The 17343-nt window shown below is 62.9% G+C and carries 15 protein-coding genes; 6 read left to right on the top strand and 9 right to left on the bottom strand.

Annotated features, from left to right (window positions below):
- Nucleotides 1–47: 47 nt before the first annotated feature.
- Nucleotides 48–680 carry a bifunctional 4-hydroxy-2-oxoglutarate aldolase/2-dehydro-3-deoxy-phosphogluconate aldolase gene (gene eda / locus VF285_RS08540; RefSeq protein WP_346952349.1) on the top strand — a complete coding sequence of 211 codons (633 nt, stop codon included), beginning with the start codon at nucleotides 48–50 and terminating at the stop codon, nucleotides 678–680.
- 81 nt (nucleotides 681–761) lie between these two features.
- Here the strand turns inward: eda and VF285_RS08545 are convergent, their stop codons facing one another.
- Genes VF285_RS08545 through VF285_RS08570 form a run of 6 tightly spaced genes read right to left on the bottom strand, consistent with a single transcriptional unit; the run spans nucleotide 762 to nucleotide 5675 of the window.
- Nucleotides 762–1733 carry a D-glycerate dehydrogenase gene (locus VF285_RS08545; protein ID WP_346952197.1) on the bottom strand — a complete coding sequence of 324 codons (972 nt, stop codon included), beginning with the start codon at nucleotides 1731–1733 and terminating at the stop codon, nucleotides 762–764.
- Nucleotides 1734–1746: 13 nt separating this feature from the next.
- On the bottom strand, nucleotides 1747–2706 hold the full coding sequence (locus VF285_RS08550) for a sugar kinase (RefSeq protein WP_346952198.1): 960 nt from the start codon (nucleotides 2704–2706) through the stop codon (nucleotides 1747–1749).
- The gene (locus VF285_RS08555) at nucleotides 2696–3463 is read right to left on the bottom strand and encodes a sugar phosphate isomerase/epimerase family protein (protein ID WP_414648111.1); all 768 of its coding nucleotides are present in this window, start codon (nucleotides 3461–3463) and stop codon (nucleotides 2696–2698) included. The genes VF285_RS08550 and VF285_RS08555 overlap by 11 nt, the downstream gene beginning before the upstream one ends.
- 16 nt (nucleotides 3464–3479) lie before the next feature.
- Nucleotides 3480–4289, bottom strand: coding sequence for a transporter substrate-binding domain-containing protein (locus VF285_RS08560; protein WP_346952200.1), 810 nt, complete (start codon nucleotides 4287–4289; stop codon nucleotides 3480–3482).
- A 58-nt stretch (nucleotides 4290–4347) separates the two neighbouring features.
- On the bottom strand, nucleotides 4348–5004 hold the full coding sequence (locus tag VF285_RS08565) for an amino acid ABC transporter permease (RefSeq protein WP_346952350.1): 657 nt from the start codon (nucleotides 5002–5004) through the stop codon (nucleotides 4348–4350).
- Nucleotides 5004–5675: an amino acid ABC transporter permease gene (locus VF285_RS08570; RefSeq protein WP_346952201.1), complete on the bottom strand. Its 672-nt coding sequence runs from the start codon at nucleotides 5673–5675 to the stop codon at nucleotides 5004–5006. The genes VF285_RS08565 and VF285_RS08570 overlap by 1 nt, the downstream gene beginning before the upstream one ends.
- Before the next feature lie 101 nt (nucleotides 5676–5776).
- Here VF285_RS08570 and mfd point away from each other — a divergent pair, with 101 nt between their 5' ends.
- The 4 genes from mfd (at nucleotide 5777) to VF285_RS08590 (ending at nucleotide 13186) form a co-directional block, all read left to right on the top strand.
- On the top strand, nucleotides 5777–9253 hold the full coding sequence (gene mfd / locus VF285_RS08575) for a transcription-repair coupling factor (RefSeq protein WP_346952202.1): 3477 nt from the start codon (nucleotides 5777–5779) through the stop codon (nucleotides 9251–9253).
- A 150-nt stretch (nucleotides 9254–9403) separates the two neighbouring features.
- Nucleotides 9404–11647, top strand: a complete 2244-nt coding sequence (locus VF285_RS08580) for a TonB-dependent receptor (protein ID WP_414648101.1) — start codon at nucleotides 9404–9406, stop codon at nucleotides 11645–11647.
- Nucleotides 11647–12525, top strand: coding sequence for a tetratricopeptide repeat protein (locus VF285_RS08585; RefSeq protein ID WP_346952203.1), 879 nt, complete (start codon nucleotides 11647–11649; stop codon nucleotides 12523–12525). The genes VF285_RS08580 and VF285_RS08585 overlap by 1 nt, the downstream gene beginning before the upstream one ends.
- Complete coding sequence (locus tag VF285_RS08590; RefSeq protein ID WP_346952204.1) at nucleotides 12506–13186, top strand: Fe2+-dependent dioxygenase; 681 nt, start codon at nucleotides 12506–12508, stop codon at nucleotides 13184–13186. Before VF285_RS08585 ends, VF285_RS08590 begins: the two co-directional genes overlap by 20 nt.
- 5 nt (nucleotides 13187–13191) lie before the next feature.
- On the opposite strand, the gene serB is transcribed toward VF285_RS08590, so the two are convergent.
- Nucleotides 13192–14043 carry a phosphoserine phosphatase SerB gene (gene serB / locus VF285_RS08595; protein ID WP_346952205.1) on the bottom strand — a complete coding sequence of 284 codons (852 nt, stop codon included), beginning with the start codon at nucleotides 14041–14043 and terminating at the stop codon, nucleotides 13192–13194.
- A gap of 83 nt (nucleotides 14044–14126) precedes the next feature.
- On the opposite strand from serB, the gene VF285_RS08600 reads away from it, so the two are divergent.
- Entirely contained in the window at nucleotides 14127–15245 is a 1119-nt protein-coding gene (locus VF285_RS08600) for an alpha-hydroxy acid oxidase (RefSeq protein WP_346952206.1), read from the top strand.
- On the opposite strand, the gene VF285_RS14470 is transcribed toward VF285_RS08600, so the two are convergent.
- Together VF285_RS14470 and nuoN are read right to left on the bottom strand one after the other, a co-directional pair.
- Complete coding sequence (locus VF285_RS14470; RefSeq protein ID WP_414648102.1) at nucleotides 15223–15828, bottom strand: DUF2818 family protein; 606 nt, start codon at nucleotides 15826–15828, stop codon at nucleotides 15223–15225. The genes VF285_RS08600 and VF285_RS14470 overlap by 23 nt on opposite strands.
- A gap of 26 nt (nucleotides 15829–15854) precedes the next feature.
- Nucleotides 15855–17339, bottom strand: a complete 1485-nt coding sequence (nuoN, locus tag VF285_RS08610) for an NADH-quinone oxidoreductase subunit NuoN (protein ID WP_346952207.1) — start codon at nucleotides 17337–17339, stop codon at nucleotides 15855–15857.
- Nucleotides 17340–17343: the final 4 nt, after the last annotated feature.

The following is a 17343-nucleotide window of genomic DNA, read 5'->3' on the forward strand; positions in this document are numbered from 1 at the left end:
TGACCAATCACGGTAATATCGTCAGCCAGCACACTGCGGCCCTTGCCATGAACCCCACCGAACTTGTTGATCTCAGCCCCGTCATCCCCGTCATCGTCATCGACGATCTTGCCACATCCGTCGATCTTGCCCGCGCCCTAGTGGCGGGGGGGGTCCGCGCACTGGAAGTCACCTTGCGCTCCCCGGCGGCGCTGGAGGCCATCCGAGCAATCCACGGACAGGTCCCCGAGGCGGTGGTGGGGGTAGGCACCGTACGGACAGCTCAACAACTCGATGCAGCGATCAGCGCAGGGGCACGCTTTGGCGTCAGCCCCGGTCTGACTGAAGATCTGGCACGTGCAGCAACCGGCTGCGGGATTCCGTTCCTGCCCGGTGTAGCGACAGCGTCAGAAGCCATGCGGGCCGCAGAGCTTGGTTTTAATGTCCTGAAGCTCTTCCCCGCCGAAGCCGTGGGGGGGATTCCCCTGTTGAAATCCTGGTTCGGTCCACTGCCAGAACTCAGGTTCTGCCCCACCGGTGGCATCCATGCCGCGAACATGGGCGCCTATCTTGCACTGCCGAACGTACGCTGCGTGGGTGGCTCATGGCTCACACCCAAAGAAGCCATCCTGCACCACGACTGGGAGTCCATCACCACACTGGCCCGGCACGCCGTCAGTCAGGCACAGCCCAAGCCCTGAAAAATGATTGTCCCGTTCGGCAACCATGTCCATTGATATTCGCATGAGCCAAACGGGACACCCGGTGCATCAACACCCGACTCAGGCCGTGGGATACGTCGCCAAGGCGGGATCGCCCCGCAAGACGCTGAGCAGGTTGCTCACGGCCATGTCGGCCATGGCGGTGCGCGTTTCGTGAGTGGCCGAGCCCATGTGTGGCAAAGCCAAGATCCTGGGATGGTCTCTCAGGCGAGAATCCAGAGGCAAAGGCTCGATGTCGAACACATCCAGCCCGGCGGCCCGCAGATGGCCAGAATCCAGCGCCTCGAGCAATGCTGATTCTTGCACGATGGGCCCGCGCGCCGCGTTGATGAGAATGGCCCCCGGCTTCATGCGGGCAAAAGCCTCGGCCCCCAGCATGCCGCGCGTCTGTGCGGTCAGGGGCACCATCACCACCACGAAATCCGAGCGCTCCAGCACGTCACCCAACGAGCCGCCTGACACTTTCGCGGATGACGGCAAACCGCTGCCGACCGGATGACGCGAATGATAGATCACCGGCATGCCAAATCCCAGCGCCGCGCGTCGCGCCAGCGCCTGACCAATCCGGCCGTAGCCCAGGATGCCCAAAGTCTTGCCGTGCACGTCCCAACCATATTGGTCGGATTCCAGGCTGCGCCGCCACTGCCCGTCGCGCACCAGTTGCGCCATTTCGACCAGGCGTCGGCTCGTGGCCAGCACCATGCCGAACACCAGATCGGCCACCGAATCCGTGAGCACGTCGGGCGTGTGGCACAGTACGATGTCGCGTTCGTGCATCGCAGCCAGCGGATAGTGATCCACACCGACCGAGACACTGGAAATGACCTTCAGATGGGGGGCCTGATCCAGCATCGCAGGTTCGATCTTCAGCCCTGAGCCAATGAGCCCGGCCACTTTTGGAAGCGCCGCCAGGAACGCCTCACGCCCCGCTGCATCGCGCCCGTAGACCTCGATGACCTCGTGCTCCTGAAGCAGGCGCTCGCGCTGTGCGGGCGGCAACTGGCGGTACAACAGAATGCTCTCTCGACTCATGACTCAATCCTTTCTATAGTCCTGCTGCACGCAGGATTTCTTGCGTGGGCAGGCCTTCAGTGTCCCCGGTCACCTGCACGGCACGCGCCCCGATCCACGCGCCCCGGGCCACTGCGCGGTCAAGCGAACTTCCCGCCAGCAGACCACTGATGACCCCGACGGCAAAGCCATCGCCCGCTCCCACAGTATCGACTACCTGGGCCACCGGCGCCGCCGGCACCGTCCCGTGATCACGGCCATTGTCGAAGTAAGCCCCCTCGGCCCCCAGCTTGATCACCACCAGCTTCACTCCCAGATCGAGATAAAACCGGGCAATGGCTTTGGGTGACTGCTGTCCCGTGAGCTGCCGGCCTTCTGCAAGGCCCGGCAAGACCCAATCGGCCAGCGCTGCCAGCGTATTGATGCCCGTGCGCATCGCCTCAGGCGAGGCCCACAGCGAAGGACGCAAGTTGGGGTCGAAAGACACCGTACGCCCAGCCGTTCGCATCAGATTCATCGTGTGCTGCGTCAGGGCATAGGTGTCGGCCGAGACTGCGGCAAACACCCCGGTAGAGTGCAAATGGCGGGTACTCAACAGCCACGAACGGTCGACATCCTGCACCGTCATGCGGCTGGCTGCAGAATCACGACGGTGATATTCCACCCGCGGATCGCTGCCGTCGGTGACCTTGCCCTTGAAGAGCATCCCCGTCTGTTCGCCCGCCACGCACGCCACATGGGAGCAGTCCACGCCTTCGTCGCGGATGCTGGTCAGCAGGTACCGCCCCATAGAGTCATCACCCACTCGACTGGCCCAACCCACGCGCAGGCCCAGACGGGCAAGGCCAATGGCGACATTGGTTTCGGCCCCGGCTGTCCGCTTGTGGAACACGGTCACTGATTCCAGAGAGCCCGGTTGATCCGCCACCAGCATGGTCATGGCCTCACCGAACGTGACGACGTCCAGCGCGGTGGACCGAACGTCAGTCGGCATGGCGCAGGCCTTCGAGCGCAGCCCTCGTGACGGCCAGCAAGTCGTCTCCAAGGAGCGGATATTCAATGGCGCGCATGGCCTCGCCCGGGAGCGCCCGCAGAATGGCACGCCACGGTGCCGACGATTCCGCCAGCGGGACCGCCACCCATTTGTCAGGACGCCTGAAGACCCCCTTGCAATGAACATAGCGCACACGCGTCGAAAACACGGATGCGACTTCGAGGGGCGATTCACCCACCCAATGCCAGTTGCCGACGTCGAACGTCATGCCCAGTGCGAGCGTATGTGCGTCCGCTTCGCGAAAAAATGCTTCGAGTGCGGGCCGGCTGCCCGAGCAGGCCTGCTGGTCGTTTTCAACCAACAGGCTGACCGAGCCACCCGCCAGCAAGCCTTTCAGTGCCCGCCAGCCCTCTGCATCGCCCGGACGAAACCGCCCAATGGACATCTTCAGCGTGGTGGCTCCCAAGACGTGCGCACGAGAGAGCCCCTCTTGCACGGCTGCCGTATCGAACCGGCCGCCTTCGTCCCACATGCCGCGAGGGCTGGAGTACACGCAACGCATTCCGGATTCCGACACGATAGCGGCCAACTCTTCGAGTTCGCCTTCAGGTTCACCGCGCAGCAATTCGCCACGCACCTCGATGCCATCGGCGCCCGCCGCATGCGACAGGCGCGCAAACCATGCCTGCCCGTGGCGGCGCACCTCTGACGCCCCGAAGGACGTCAGAGAAATCAGAGCTACATGAGAACCAGACATCATCTTCCTTCGTGAATCACGACTGCTTGAGGGCGGGCAACGGCGTTCCCAGCCATTTTTCGTACAGCTTGCTGAACTCGCCATTCTTGATGTTGCGATCGATCAGCTCATTGACGGTCGCCAGCGTCTTGGGTTCACCCGGACGCAGGGCAACGGCCATTTCCTGCTGCAGCAGCACGAACTTCTGGTTGAAGCGGTCTGGGGCGCGCTTGGCGATCCCGGCAGCGACCGTGGTGGAGCAGCCAATGGCATCAACCTGCCCCGAAAGCAAAGCCTGCATGGCCGATGCGTCGTCGTCAAAACGCTGGATCTTGGCATCCTTGGGCGCAATCTTGGTCACGGCAATGTCTTGCGTGCTGGCGCGCGCCACCCCAATGCGCAGCCCCGACAGGCCTTCAGGTCCTTTGATCTTCAGATTCTTGCCGCCGAAGACCACGATCTGCGCAGCCGAATAAGGGTGCGAGAACTGAACCTGCTTGGCCCGCTCGGGGGTGATGGCAAGCGAGGCCACCAGCATGTCGACCTTGCCCGTCAGCAGATACGGGATGCGATTGGGCCCCGTCACGGGGACGATCTTGAGCTTGACGCCCAAATCCTTGGCGAGGACCCTGGCAACGTCGGCGTCGTAGCCATCAGGCTTGTTCTCGGTATTCAGAATACCATACGGAGGGAAATCGACCAGCATTCCTATGGTCAGCTCGCCCTTCTGCTTGACCTGGTCGATGGTCTCGGCCTGTGCCGTCGAGGTCAGGCCCAGGGCCAGCGTGGCTGTGGCAGCCAGCACTGCGGCTCCGACAAGCCCGCGTAGTGTTTGACGATTGAACATCAGTGGTCTCCTTGTGTTATCAATATTGCCTCGACGCCCATCACGGCATACGGCCTGTTCAGCCCCGTGGCTGTGACGCCGAAAGGCGTCGTTCCATCCGCGTCGCCAAAAGCGACAACGGCCAGCATAAGATGAAATACAGCGTTGCGACTACCGAAAAGACGATCATCGGCTGAAAGGTTGCATTATTGATGATCTGTCCCGCTCGGGTCAGCTCGGTGAACCCGATGATGGCCGCCAGCGATGTGCCTTTTACCACCTGCACCAGATACCCCACCGTGGGAGGAACCGCGACCTTCAGCGCCTGCGGCAAAATGACGTGGCGCATGCGATTGAAGTAGGACAGGCTCAGCGCGTGAGAAGCCTCCCATTGGCCGCGCGGCACAGATTCGATGCAACCGCGCCAGATTTCGCCCAGAAAAGCACCGGCATTCAGGGTCAGTGCCAGCACCGCCGCCGTCCAAGGGTCGATTTCAATGCCCACGACGGGCGCACCAAAAAACATGAGGAACAGCTGCAGGAGCAAGGGCGTGCCCCGGAAAAGATGAATGAAACCGGTGGCCAACACCCGGGCGGACCGCATGGTTCCGGTACGCGCCAAGGCGACCAGAAGGCCCACCACCCCACCGCCCGCAAATGCCGCCAAAGAAAGCAGTATCGTCCACTGAGCGGCAAGCACGATGTACCAGAAGTCCGAAGGCCCGAAAGTACGCATCACCGACCGTCCGGATAATCCAGAAACCACACATACGCGCGGCGAAACAGAAACGAGAACAACAGCGTCAGCACCAGGTAGATCACCGTGATGACGATGTAGATCTCGAAACTGCGAAAGGTCTGGGACTGCAGCGTGGCGGCCACCGAAGTGAGGTCATTGGCCGAAATCACCGACACCACGCTGGAAGCCAGCATGAGCAGGATGAACTGGCTTGTGAGCGCCGGGTAGATGGTACGCAGTGCGGGCTTGAGAATGATGAAGCGAAAGACCTCGAGCCGGTTCAAGTTCAGCGCCATGCCCGCCTCGAGCTGGCCGCGTGGTGTGGCTTCGATGCCGGCACGCACGATCTCAGTGGCGTACGCCCCCAGGTTCACCACCATGGCTACCAAGGCAGCCACATAAGGAGGCCACCGCACGCCAAAGGCCGGCAAAGCGAAGAAGAAGAAAAACAACTGCACCAGGAAAGGCGTATTGCGGATGATCTCGATGTACACCTGAATCACGGCGCGCAACGGCGCAGGCCCGGCCGTCTTGCCCCAGGCACACAGCACCGCCACCAGCAGACCAAGGATCATGGCGGACACCGAAAGCTGTATCGTGACCCAGGTACCGTGCAGCAGCAGCGGCCAGGCCTCGAACACGGGAGCAAACTGGAAGGTGTAATGCATGACCGATCAAAAGGCTCACGCGCAGCGCACAAGGCAAGAGGCTCAAAGTGTACTGCAAGGTTCATCCGGTGGCGGGCGCCTCCTTTTATACTATGGCCTCCATGAATGTCTCTGCCTCATCGCCCGCGCACGCCGCACTCGCCATCCCCTCGGTCGCTGCGACCCTCGCCGCTCTGAAACCAGGTCAGCGCTATGTTCAGCCGCGCCCTCCGGGATCCGGAGATGCCTGCCTGCTCGCCGCGCTCGCCCGCGAGGCCCGGCACACACTGGCTGCCTTCTGTGCCGACCCTCTGGCTGCGCAACGCCTGGCTGAAGAAATCACGCTCTTTGACCCGGAACTGCGAGTGCGCTTCCTGCCCGACTGGGAAACCCTGCCCTACGACAGCTTCTCGCCGCATCAAGACCTGATTTCGGAACGCCTGCGCACCCTGCATTCCTTGAGCCAGAACGTGGTCGACGTCCTGATCGTGCCCGTCACGACAGCGTTGGTACGGCTGGCACCCACCGAATTCCTGGCGGCCTACACCTTTGAATTCCATCAGGGCGACACGCTGGACGAAGAACGCCTGAGGGCGCAGCTGACGCTGGCCAACTACAGCCACGTCACGCAAGTGAGCGCTCCGGGCGAATTCTGCATCCGAGGCGGGCTCATCGATCTATTCCCCATGGGTTCGGCCCTGCCTTATCGCATCGACCTTTTCGACCGCGAGATCGAATCCATCCGCAGCTTCGACATCGACACACAACGCAGCCTCTACCCGGTGCGCGAGATCGAGTTGCTTCCGGGACGCGAGTTTCCCATGGATGAAGCGGCTCGCAACCGCTTCCGCGCACGCTTTCGCGAAGTGTTCGATGGCGATCCTTCGCGTGCCCTGCCCTACAAGGACATCGGCAATGGCATTGCCTTCGCCGGCATCGAATACTACTTGCCGCTTTTTTTCGAGAGCACGGCGACGCTATTTGACTACCTGCCTGCCGAAACCATCACGCTGACTCTAGGCGACGTATCGGCGGCCATCTCCCGCTTTCACCAAGATGCCCACAACCGCTGGCAGTTCCTGAAATCCGATCCGGAACGTCCGGTTCTCGCGCCCGACACCCTGTTTTTATCCGACGAAGAATTCCACACGCAGCTCAAGCAGACGGCGCGCCTGGCACTGGTCAACGATCAGACGCATCCGGATTTTGCGCCCTGCCCGACGGTCGCCATCAATCGCCGGGCCGAAGACCCGCTCGCCAACTTGCGTCGCCATTTGGCGCAAACGAGCCTGCGCACGCTCATCTGTGTGGATTCGGCCGGTCGACGCGAGACCATCGCCGAGCTGCTCACCGACTACCGACTGCCCCCTGACGCAGCCTACGACAACTGGCAGGACATGTTGGCGGGCGAGTCCCGCTTTGCGCTGACCATCGCTCCGCTCACAGGAGGCTTCCTGTTGCCGCCTGCAGGGTTGGCCATCCTCACCGAAAACGATCTCTATCCCAGCCAATCGGGCCGCCCCCTCCCCACCCGCCGCCGACGTGCCGAACACGGCAGCAACGTGGATGCCATGGTGCGCGACCTGGCGGAACTGCACATTGGCGATCCGGTGGTCCATGTGCAGCACGGCATCGGACGCTACCGCGGGCTGGTCAGCATGGACCTGGGCGAAGGCCCGATCGAACTGCTGCACCTGGAATACGCCAACGAAGCCACGCTGTACGTGCCGGTGTCGCAGCTGCACCTGATTGCCCGCTACAGCGGTGCCGACCCGGACCAGGCGCCACTGCATCCATTGGGATCGGGACAATGGGAAAAGGCGCGCCGCAAGGCAGCCAAGCAGGCCCGTGACACGGCGGCCGAGCTGCTCGCCCTATACGCACAGCGCGCAGCACGAGAAGGCCTTCACTTCAAGTTCCCGGCGCGCGACTACCAGGCCTTCGCCGAAGGCTTCGGATTCGAAGAAACGCCCGATCAGACCTCGGCCATCGAGGCCGTGATCCAGGACATGACGTCGGGCCGCCCCATGGACCGGCTGGTGTGCGGCGACGTGGGCTTTGGCAAGACCGAAGTCGCCCTGCGGGCTGCTTTCCTGGCCGTCATGAACGGCCGCCAGGTTGCGCTGCTGTGCCCAACCACCCTGCTGGCCGAACAGCATGCACAGAACTTTGCCACGCGCTTTGCGGACTGGCCCGTGCGTATTGCCGAACTTTCACGTTTTCGGACTGGCAAAGAAGCCGCAAAAGCCATCCAGGGGCTGGCTGACGGCACGGTAGACATCGTCATCGGCACCCACAAGATTCTGTCCAAGGACATCCGCTACAAACAGCTGGGTCTGGCCATCATCGACGAAGAACACCGCTTTGGCGTGCGACAGAAAGAAGCCCTGAAGGCCTTGCGGGCCGAGGTGGACGTTCTCACGCTCACGGCCACTCCCATCCCGCGTACGCTGGGCATGTCCCTGGAAGGCATCCGCGATTTTTCGGTCATTGCCACGGCTCCGCAGAAGCGACTTGCGATCAAGACCTTCGTGCGCCGCGAAGACGGCAGCACCATCCGCGAGGCCATCCTGCGTGAGCTCAAGCGCGGTGGCCAAGTGTATTTCCTGCACAACGAGGTAGATACCATCCTCAACCGGAGGGCGCGCCTCGAAGAGCTGGTACCCGAAGCCCGCATCGCCGTGGCCCATGGACAGATGGGTGAGCGCGAGCTGGAAGACGTCATGAAGGGCTTCTATCAGCAACGTTCCAACGTCTTGCTGTGCACCACCATCATCGAAACCGGGATCGACGTCCCCACGGCCAACACGATTCTCATCCATCGGGCGGACAAGCTGGGCCTGGCCCAACTGCACCAGCTGCGTGGACGAGTGGGTCGCTCGCACCACCAGGCCTACGCCTACCTGCTCACCCCAGGCGAGGACGCCATCACATCCAACGCCAAAAAGCGGCTGGAAGCCATCCAGTCCATGGAAGAACTGGGTGCTGGATTTTTCCTCGCCATGCACGACCTCGAAATTCGCGGCAGCGGCGAAGTGCTGGGCGAATCACAGTCCGGCAACATTCAGGAAATCGGCTATTCGCTCTACAACGACATGCTGGCGGCAGCCGTACGCGCACTGAAGTCTGGCGAAGAGCCTGACCTGGACTCCCCCTTGGGCACTCAGTGCGAGGTCAATCTGCACGCGCCCGCCCTGCTGCCTTCGGATTACTGCGCGGACGTGCAGGCCCGGCTTGGTCTGTACAAGCGCCTGGCGCACGCCAAAGACGGTGACGAACTCACGGAAATCCAGGAAGAACTCATCGACCGCTATGGCAAGCTGCCCGAGGCGGGCCACACCCTCATGTCGCTGCACCGTCTGCGGCTGCTGGCCGAGCCTCTGGGCGTCATCAAGATCGATGCCGGTGACACGCAGGCCTCGTTGCAGTTTTCGGCACAGCCCAACGTGGAACCCATGCGCATCATCGATCTGGTGCAAAAGAATCGCCAGATCCGGCTCCACGGGGCCGACCGCCTGAAAATCGCCTTCGGCGGCGCGGTCGACGTCCCTGGCCGGGTACAACAACTGCGGGGGCTGTTGCAAAAGCTGGCCGCGTAGCGGCCGGCCACGAAAGCGCCTTGACGACTGCCAGGCTTCACCCGATATTTCCTGAATGCTCCTGTTTGTAATGAAAACGATTCTCAATTAGAATTCAATTCTATTGAGAATGATTCTCATGACATAGATCATGAAAACAGGGGAATTCGATTGAACACAGCACAGGACAGCGGGAAAGCCTCGTTTACGGGCAGCCTCGCCACCGCATTGGCCACACCGGCACTCTTCTTGCTTCCACAGGCCGCGCAGGCGCAGGACAACGACCCCGTGCAGCTGGCACCCGTCAAGGTCACCGGTGAAAAGGCGGCGCCTTTCCGGGTCGAGGAATCGGCATCACCCAAGTTCACGGCCCCCGTCCTGGACACCGCAAAATCCGTGCAGATCATTCCCCAGGAACTGATCCAAAGCCAGGCGGCCTCCACGCTGACCGAAGTGCTGCGCAACGCCCCTGGCATCACCTTCGGCGCTGGAGAAGGCGGCAATCCTCTGGGCGATCGCCCCTTCATCCGGGGCTACGACGCACAATCCAGCACCTTCGTCGACGGCATGCGCGATATCGGCGCCACGTCGCGCGAGGTCTTCAACCTGGAACAGGTCGAAGTCATCAAGGGGGCGGACGGTGCCTACGCGGGTCGAGGCGGCGCTGGCGGCAGCATCGACCTCATCAGCAAGACGGCCAAACTGCGCAATTTCACAGACGTGTCCCTGGGCGGCGGCACAGCCCACTACGCACGCGGCACCGTGGACAGCAACTGGAAGCTGAGCGACACGAGCGCATTTCGCCTGAACGTCATGCGCCACGGGCAAGACGTCGCCGGCCGCGACACGGTCGATTACAGCCGTTGGGGTGTGGCCCCCACGATCAGCTTCGGACTGGGCACCCCCACGCGCGTGACGCTGAGCTACTACCACCTGCAGACCGACGACACACCCGACAGCGGTATCCCCTATGCCTACTCCAAGGACGGATCCGTGGTGCGTGAGCCCCTGGCGGTGGATCGCGACAATTTCTACGGGCTTTCCAGCGATTACCGCAAAACCGGCAACGACATGGGAACGCTGCGAGTCGAACACGACCTGACCGATCGACTGACGTTGCGCAACCAGACGCGCTACACACGCAGCACCCAACGCTACGTCTGGACCCAGCCCGATGACAGCAAAGGCAACGTGACTCGCGGTCTGGTCTGGCGGCGTGCCAACACGCGCGACAGCCGCGTCGCCACCTGGGCCAACCAGACGGAGCTGCAGGGCGAATTCAGTACGGGGCGCTTCGAGCACCGCTTCCTGACGGGAATCGAGCTGTCGCTGGAAGACGGCCGCCGCGATACGCTCAACGTCGATCGCGACAACAGAGACACCACGGGATCGAAGTGCCTGCCCGGCAGCTACGGGCCAGGTTCGACTTACCATTGCACCAACCTGTACGCCCCCAATCCCAGCGACCCCTGGGTCAACAGCCTGAACGGCGGTCCGGCTGGAAAGCCGACCTACGCCCGTACCCTGACGAAATCTGTCTACGGCTTCGATACGATCACCCTGAACGAGCATTGGCAGGCCTCTCTCGGCCTGCGCATGGACGACTATGACACGCGTCTGAGCCCTTTCGGGGCGCAAACCGTCAATCGCCACGACACACTCTTCAACTATCAGCTGGGACTGACGTACAAACCGGCTGAAAACGGCAGCATCTACCTATCGTATGGCACGTCCTCGACCCCTGCCGGCGCGACGCTGAACGAAGGCAGCGGCTTCGACCTGACTGCTTCGCGAGGCGCAGGTGCGAACGCCGCCGACATGGCGCCGGAAAGGAACCGCACGCTGGAACTCGGGACCAAATGGGACCTGCTCAAACGCCGGCTCAGCCTGACGGCAGCCGTCTTCCGGGTCGAAACCACCAACGCCCGCGTGACCTTGCCCAACGGGGACTATGCCATGGCGGGCAAGAAACACGTCGACGGCTTCGAGCTGGGCGCCACCGGAAATCTGACACCCAAGTGGCAGGTCTACGGCGGCTACACGTACCTCAAGAGCGTGCTGGACGAGACTGGCAGTTACAACGGAAGTGCAGGCGATGCAGGCAATGCCTTCCCCAACACTCCAAAACACAGCTTCAGCCTGTGGAACACCTACGCGTTCACGCCCAAGCTCTCGGCCGGGATGGGGGCCTACTATGTCGGCCGCCAATACGGCAACACCGCCAACACGCTGACCATTCCAGGGTACTGGCGCTTCGACGCCATGGCGGGCTACCGCGTCAACAAGACAGTAGACCTGCAATTGAACGTGAACAACCTCACCAACAAGACTTACTACGACCAGGCCTTTGCCGCACACTACGCCTCGATGGCTCCCGGGCGCTCGGCCATGGCGACGGTCAACCTGCACTTCTGATGGTGGCTATCACCGCCCACGCCGCGCCAGCCTCGGCAGGACAGCCAAGTCCTCCCACAAGCGGGACGTCGGCACGCTCAACCATCTTGGACGGCTACGCCATCAATCGGCGGGACCCGGCCGCGCTGACGACCGACCTGCAGCAGATCCTTGCCGGGCCTCCAGCGGCGGCAGCTGCCACACTCCGCGCCGCCGCTGAAGGGGGCGTGGTCCAGGCTCAGCTCGTCTACGGGCAGTGGCTGCTGGATGGCCACGGGGTGACGCGCGATCCGGAGGCTGCGTTCCAGTGGTTTCAGCACGCGAGCCGGCAGGGAGCCCCAATGGCCCTGAACATGCTGGGCCAGTGCCACGCCCATGGCTGGGGAACGCCCGTGAACGCACTCATGGCGGTCTACTGGTACCGGCTTTCCGCCTTGGGCGGCCTGGACTGGGGCATGTACAACTACGCCACCGCCCTCACCCTGGCGCAGGGCGTAGCCTGCGATCGGCCCACCGCCCTGGCGTGGTTTCGCAAAGCGGCCGATCTGGGCCATGCCAAGTCCATGAACATGGTGGGCAGCTTCTACGAAGACGGCTGGGTCGTGGCCCAGGACCTTGCACAAGCTGCACACCATTACCTGCAGGCCGCACAGGGCGGCGACTTCAGGGGGCAGTTCAACACCGCACGGCTGCTGATTCTGGCGGGTCAGGTCGACGTCGCAACGCACTGGCTGCACCGCATTCCCCAAACGGCAACGCCAGCATTCCTGCACAAGGCGCAGGCCTGGGTACTGGCCATCGCCACGCAACGGCCAGCACGAGAATCCGGGATCTGGCGGTGTACCGTGCAGGCACTCAACCCCGCGACGACAGGCGATCATGCTCATCACCTTGCCTGAGCTCCTGCCCCCTGAAGCGCTCGCACCGTGCCGAGCCACGCTGGAAACCGCTTCGTGGATGGCCGGCCAGGCCACGGCGGGACACGTCGCCGCGCAAGTCAAAGCAAACCGCCAGCTGCCCCTGGACAGCCCGGCGGGCCGGCAACTGGGGACCCTTGTGCTGGCTGCACTCGGGCGCAGCGCCCTCTTTCAGTCAGCAACCTTGCCCGCCCATATTCTGCCGCCCCGTTTCAATCGCTACGAAGTCGGGGAGCACTACGGCTTTCACATCGACAATGCCATATTCCAGTCGTCGACCGCACAGCAACGGGTCCGGGCAGACGTCTCCACCACCATTTTCCTGTCCGATCCCGACACCTATGAAGGCGGCGAACTGATCATCCAGGATACCTACGGTGAACACCGGGTGAAGCTGCCGGCCGGACACGCCATCGTGTATCCTGCCACCAGCCTGCACCGTGTGGCACCCGTGACGGCAGGTGTGCGCTATGCCGCATTTTTCTGGACACAAAGCCTGATTCGCGACGACAGTCGGCGATCATTGCTGCTGGAGCAGGACCTTGCCATCCAGAAGCTGATCCAGCAGCACGCCGATCCGGCCGCCATCGCACAATTGACGGGGGTGTATCACAACCTCGTGCGCTGTTGGGCGGACGTATGAGCGCATCAATGCTGGCGCCTGAACCAGTTCAACACCGCGTCCAGCGAACTGACATCCAACGCAAAACGGGCCTGGGCACGCACCACGGGCTTGGCCCGATAGGCCACGGAATACTGCGCCAAGGCCATCATGGGCAGATCGTTGGAACCATCACCCAGAACGATGATCTGCTCGGGGGTGGCCCCCAATGCCTCGGCGGCGGCCTTGACGTGACGCGCCTTGGCGGCCCCGTCGACGATCTCGCCCAGCACGCGACCCGTGAGCGCACCATCCACGATTTCCAGCGTGTTGGCGTAGGCTTCATCCAGCAACAGGCCGCGCTTGAGGCGCTCGGTAAAAAACGTGAATCCACCCGATACCAGCACCACCTTCAGGCCATGCTGCTGCACGGCTTGAATCAAGGCCTCGGCACCCGGATTCAAGCGCAGGCGATCCCGAAAAACTGCTTCCAGCGCCGATTCCGGAACCCCCTTGAGCAGCGCCACGCGGCGCCTGAGGCTTTCGGAAAAATCCTTGATCTCGCCACGCATGGCCGCCTCGGTGATGGCCGAGACTTCTGCCTTGCGTCCCACGGCAGCCGCGATTTCGTCAATGCACTCGATATTGACGAGCGTGGAATCCATGTCCATGGCCAGCAGCTTGCAGTCGGCAAGGCGATGAATCGCGTCCAGCCATGCGGCGTCGATACGCGCCTCACGCGCGAGCGACAACACTTCATCCCGGCTCGCCTCGTCCACGTTGAGCAGGCGAACGGCAGTGGGAGCAATCTCCTGCACGCCACTGGCACAGGCAACTGCCGCCAGACGCTCAATATCGTCGTACGCCAGGCGAGGTGCCTGCAGGATCACGTGGGCCATGCTTGGAGTCTCCAGAATCGGGCGCGCCCATTGTACCCATGCCATGCCCGGCATTGCCGAACACATTGCCAGGAGCCTCATTGATGTCGCCTGTCACGCCCTTCTGTGCACAAGATTATGCGGCCCTTGCCCAAGACCGGTTGCCCGCGGCCACATGGGCCTGGCTGGAGTCCGGGGGTGCCGATGAATTGACAGCGAACGCCAACCGCAACGCCTATGCACGGCTGAAACTGCGCAGTCGCGTCCTGCGGCCGCTGCAAGGTGCTCACACACGCCTCGAACTGGGGACCCGGACACTGGCCCACCCCATCCTGATCGCGCCCACTGCCTGGCACGGCCTGGTGCACCCTGAGGGCGAGCGCGCCACTGCCATGGCAGCCGCCGCCACACATACGCCCCTCATCGTGAGTACCCAGTCCGGCATTGCCATCGAGACGCTTGCAGGTCTGAATCCCGCGCCCGCGCTCTGGTTTCAACTCTATGCCCAAACCCGTTTCGAGGACACGCTGGCGCTCGCCTTCCGGGCGCTCAAGGCCGGGGCGAAGGCCTTGGTCCTGACGGTCGACGCGCCGGTGAACGGTGCGCGCAACGTCGAGCAGCGCAGCGGCTTCCGCCTGCCGCCACATATCCGTTCCGTGCATTTGCAGGGGCTCTCACCCCCCCACCCTCGCCCGGCCGAGCCCGGTGGCCATCCGCTCTTTTCCACCGGGCTGCTGGAGGCCGCCCCAACATGGGACGACGTGCGGCGCTTGCGCGACGCCTTGGGCACAACACCGCTCTGGTTGAAGGGGATACTCGACCCGGACGATGCCCGCCTGGCGATCGAGTGTGGCGTAGACGGGATCATGGTCTCCAATCACGGCGGGCGCTGTCTGGACACCGTGCCCAGCACACTGGGAGCGCTGCCAGACGTGGCGCACTCCGTGCGCGGGCAGATCCCCATCGTGCTCGACGGGGGCATCCGCCGAGGCACCGACATCCTCAAGGCGCTGGCGCTAGGAGCCCATGCCGTCGCAATCGGCCGGCCCATTCTGCACGCGCTGGCGGTGGGGGGTGCCACCGCGGTGGCCCACCTGATTCAGATCCTGAGAGGAGAACTGGAAGTGGCCATGGCGCTGACAGGATGCCGCACCCTGGCTGACGTGGACTCCGGCGTGATCTGGGAGCCCACTCGAAAGGTCAGTGATGGCCGCGCTGCTTGAGCATGTAGCGCCAGACGAACCCCGGATAACCCAGCACCACGAAAAGTGCCAGGGTCACAGCATAGAATTCCCAGCCCTGTGTAAAGGCATTGCCCAGGTTGAGCTCCAATGCGTTGCCCAGCGTGCCGACCAGCACGTAGCCCACCAGCACTTCGAGCAAGCGGTCGATGAAGGGCTTGACGGATGCCTTGACCCGTTGTGCCGCCATTTGACGTGCCAGCGCGGCAGCCGAGGGGGCGGCATCTGCCGAGGGCGTATCGATCGCCGCAGGGGGCGCCACCTTGCGGGCCCCCGGCCAGTACAGCCAGCCCACCATGATGGCCACGCTGATGAGGAGCTTCACGAAAAACAGGCCTGCCGTATTGCCACCGCCTGCAAACGCGCCCCCTACCAGCTGCAAGGTCCCCCAGGACCACACGGCGATTCCGGCCAGGAACCCCAGGCAGCGCAGCCAGCGCGACAGGCCACGGCCTTGAGTGGCCGACCACCCCCAGGCAGCCAGCGGTCGATCCAGCACGAAAGGCAGATTGGCCATCACCAGCGCACTGAGAATGACCATCCAGACAGCAAGCGACAAGGTCATGATGCGCTCCGCTCAATCGGCAAATTTCAGAACACCAGCGACTGCGTGATGACGCGTTCGCAGAGGGCGATCAAGGCACCCGGCAAGATGCCCAGGCCAATGACCAGAAGTCCATTGAGCGACATGACCGTCCGGGTGGCAAACGTGCCGGTTCCCAGCACCACACCGTCTTCGGGCTCATCGAAATACGCCATCTTCACCACCCGCAGGTAGTAGAAGGCCCCGATGAGCGAGCACATGACCGCAAAGACTGCCAGCCACACATAGCCGGCACTGACCACGGCCTGCAACACGATGAGCTTGGCATAGAACCCGGAGAGCGGAGGAATGCCGGCCAACGAGAACATGGCCAGCAGCAGCACACCGGCCAGCAAGGGGTTGCGGCGATTCAAACCCTTGAGATCCGCAATTTCTTCGGCCTCAAACCCTTGGCGCGACAGCAGCAGAATCAACCCGAAGGTCGAGAGCGTGGTCAGCACATAGATGACGACGTAGAACAGCGAGGCTCCGTAGGCTGCCGCGTTGGTGCCGGCATGAACGCCGGAGACCCCTGACAGCAGGCCCAGAAATACGTAGCCCATCTGACCGATCGCCGAATACGCCAGCATGCGCTTGAAGTTCGTCTGCGCAATGGCCACGATGTTGCCCAGTGCCAGCGACAGCACCGCCATGATGAGCAGCATGGGCTGCCAGTCGATGGCAATGCCATGCAGGGCCTCGATGAGCAGACGCAGCGTGATGCAGAATGCGGCGAACTTGGGTGCCGCCCCAACCAGCAGCGTGACGGTAGTGGGTGCCCCCTGGTAGACGTCAGGCGTCCACATGTGGAAGGGCGCGGCCGTGAGCTTGAAGCCAAGGCCTGCCACGATGAACACGACGCCAAAGGCCAATGGCAAGGCCTGCGCATGGCCCGAACGAATCACCTGAGCAATCTCTGCCAGACCTACTTCGCCCGTGGCGCCATAGATCATGGACATGCCGTAGAGCAAGATGCCCGAGGCCAGGCACCCCAGTACGTAGTACTTCATGGCGGCTTCGGTAGAAGCCAGATGATCACGGCGCAAGGCCACCAGCGCGTAGAGCGCAAACGACATGACTTCGACGCCCAGGTACACCGTCAGCATGCTGCCGGCCGAGATCATCACGAACTCACCCAGCAGCATGATGAGCGTCAGCGAATACAGCTCGCCGCCCCGCGTGGTCATGTCGCGCCGCTCGGAATACGAACGGCCATAGATCAGGGTGACGCCCACCGCCAGCGCCGAGAGGATCTTCAGGAAGTGCCCCAGCGAATCGGCCACATACAGGCTGCTGAAGGTGCGCCCATGGACGCCGTCCGACCACTGAACCCAGGAGACCAGGATCACGATCAGCAGCGTAGCCATGGTCAGCATGAAGGTCATGTGCCGGTCGGAGTCACGATCGAAGGCATCGAGCACCAGCACCAGGCAGGTGAGCACCAGCAGAACGATCTCGGGCGTTGCCAGAACCAGATCAAAGAGATTATGCATAGTG

Source organism: Castellaniella sp. (assembly GCF_036379515.1).
Taxonomy (GTDB): domain Bacteria; phylum Pseudomonadota; class Gammaproteobacteria; order Burkholderiales; family Burkholderiaceae_B; genus Castellaniella.

Excerpts from the sequence above, each read along its gene's own strand:
- eda (WP_346952349.1), top strand. The coding sequence starts at position 48 with ATGAACCCCACCGAACTTGTTGATCTCAGCCCCGTCATCCCCGTCATC.
- VF285_RS08545 (WP_346952197.1), bottom strand. The coding sequence starts at position 1,733 with ATGAGTCGAGAGAGCATTCTGTTGTACCGCCAGTTGCCGCCCGCACAG.
- VF285_RS08550 (WP_346952198.1), bottom strand. The coding sequence starts at position 2,706 with ATGCCGACTGACGTTCGGTCCACCGCGCTGGACGTCGTCACGTTCGGT.
- VF285_RS08555 (WP_414648111.1), bottom strand. The coding sequence starts at position 3,463 with ATGTCTGGTTCTCATGTAGCTCTGATTTCTCTGACGTCCTTCGGGGCG.
- VF285_RS08560 (WP_346952200.1), bottom strand. The coding sequence starts at position 4,289 with ATGTTCAATCGTCAAACACTACGCGGGCTTGTCGGAGCCGCAGTGCTG.
- VF285_RS08565 (WP_346952350.1), bottom strand. The coding sequence starts at position 5,004 with ATGCGTACTTTCGGGCCTTCGGACTTCTGGTACATCGTGCTTGCCGCT.
- VF285_RS08570 (WP_346952201.1), bottom strand. The coding sequence starts at position 5,675 with ATGCATTACACCTTCCAGTTTGCTCCCGTGTTCGAGGCCTGGCCGCTG.
- mfd (WP_346952202.1), top strand. The coding sequence starts at position 5,777 with ATGAATGTCTCTGCCTCATCGCCCGCGCACGCCGCACTCGCCATCCCC.
- VF285_RS08585 (WP_346952203.1), top strand. The coding sequence starts at position 11,647 with ATGGTGGCTATCACCGCCCACGCCGCGCCAGCCTCGGCAGGACAGCCA.
- VF285_RS08590 (WP_346952204.1), top strand. The coding sequence starts at position 12,506 with ATGCTCATCACCTTGCCTGAGCTCCTGCCCCCTGAAGCGCTCGCACCG.
- serB (WP_346952205.1), bottom strand. The coding sequence starts at position 14,043 with ATGGCCCACGTGATCCTGCAGGCACCTCGCCTGGCGTACGACGATATT.
- VF285_RS08600 (WP_346952206.1), top strand. The coding sequence starts at position 14,127 with ATGTCGCCTGTCACGCCCTTCTGTGCACAAGATTATGCGGCCCTTGCC.
- VF285_RS14470 (WP_414648102.1), bottom strand. The coding sequence starts at position 15,828 with ATGACCTTGTCGCTTGCTGTCTGGATGGTCATTCTCAGTGCGCTGGTG.
- nuoN (WP_346952207.1), bottom strand. The coding sequence starts at position 17,339 with ATGCATAATCTCTTTGATCTGGTTCTGGCAACGCCCGAGATCGTTCTG.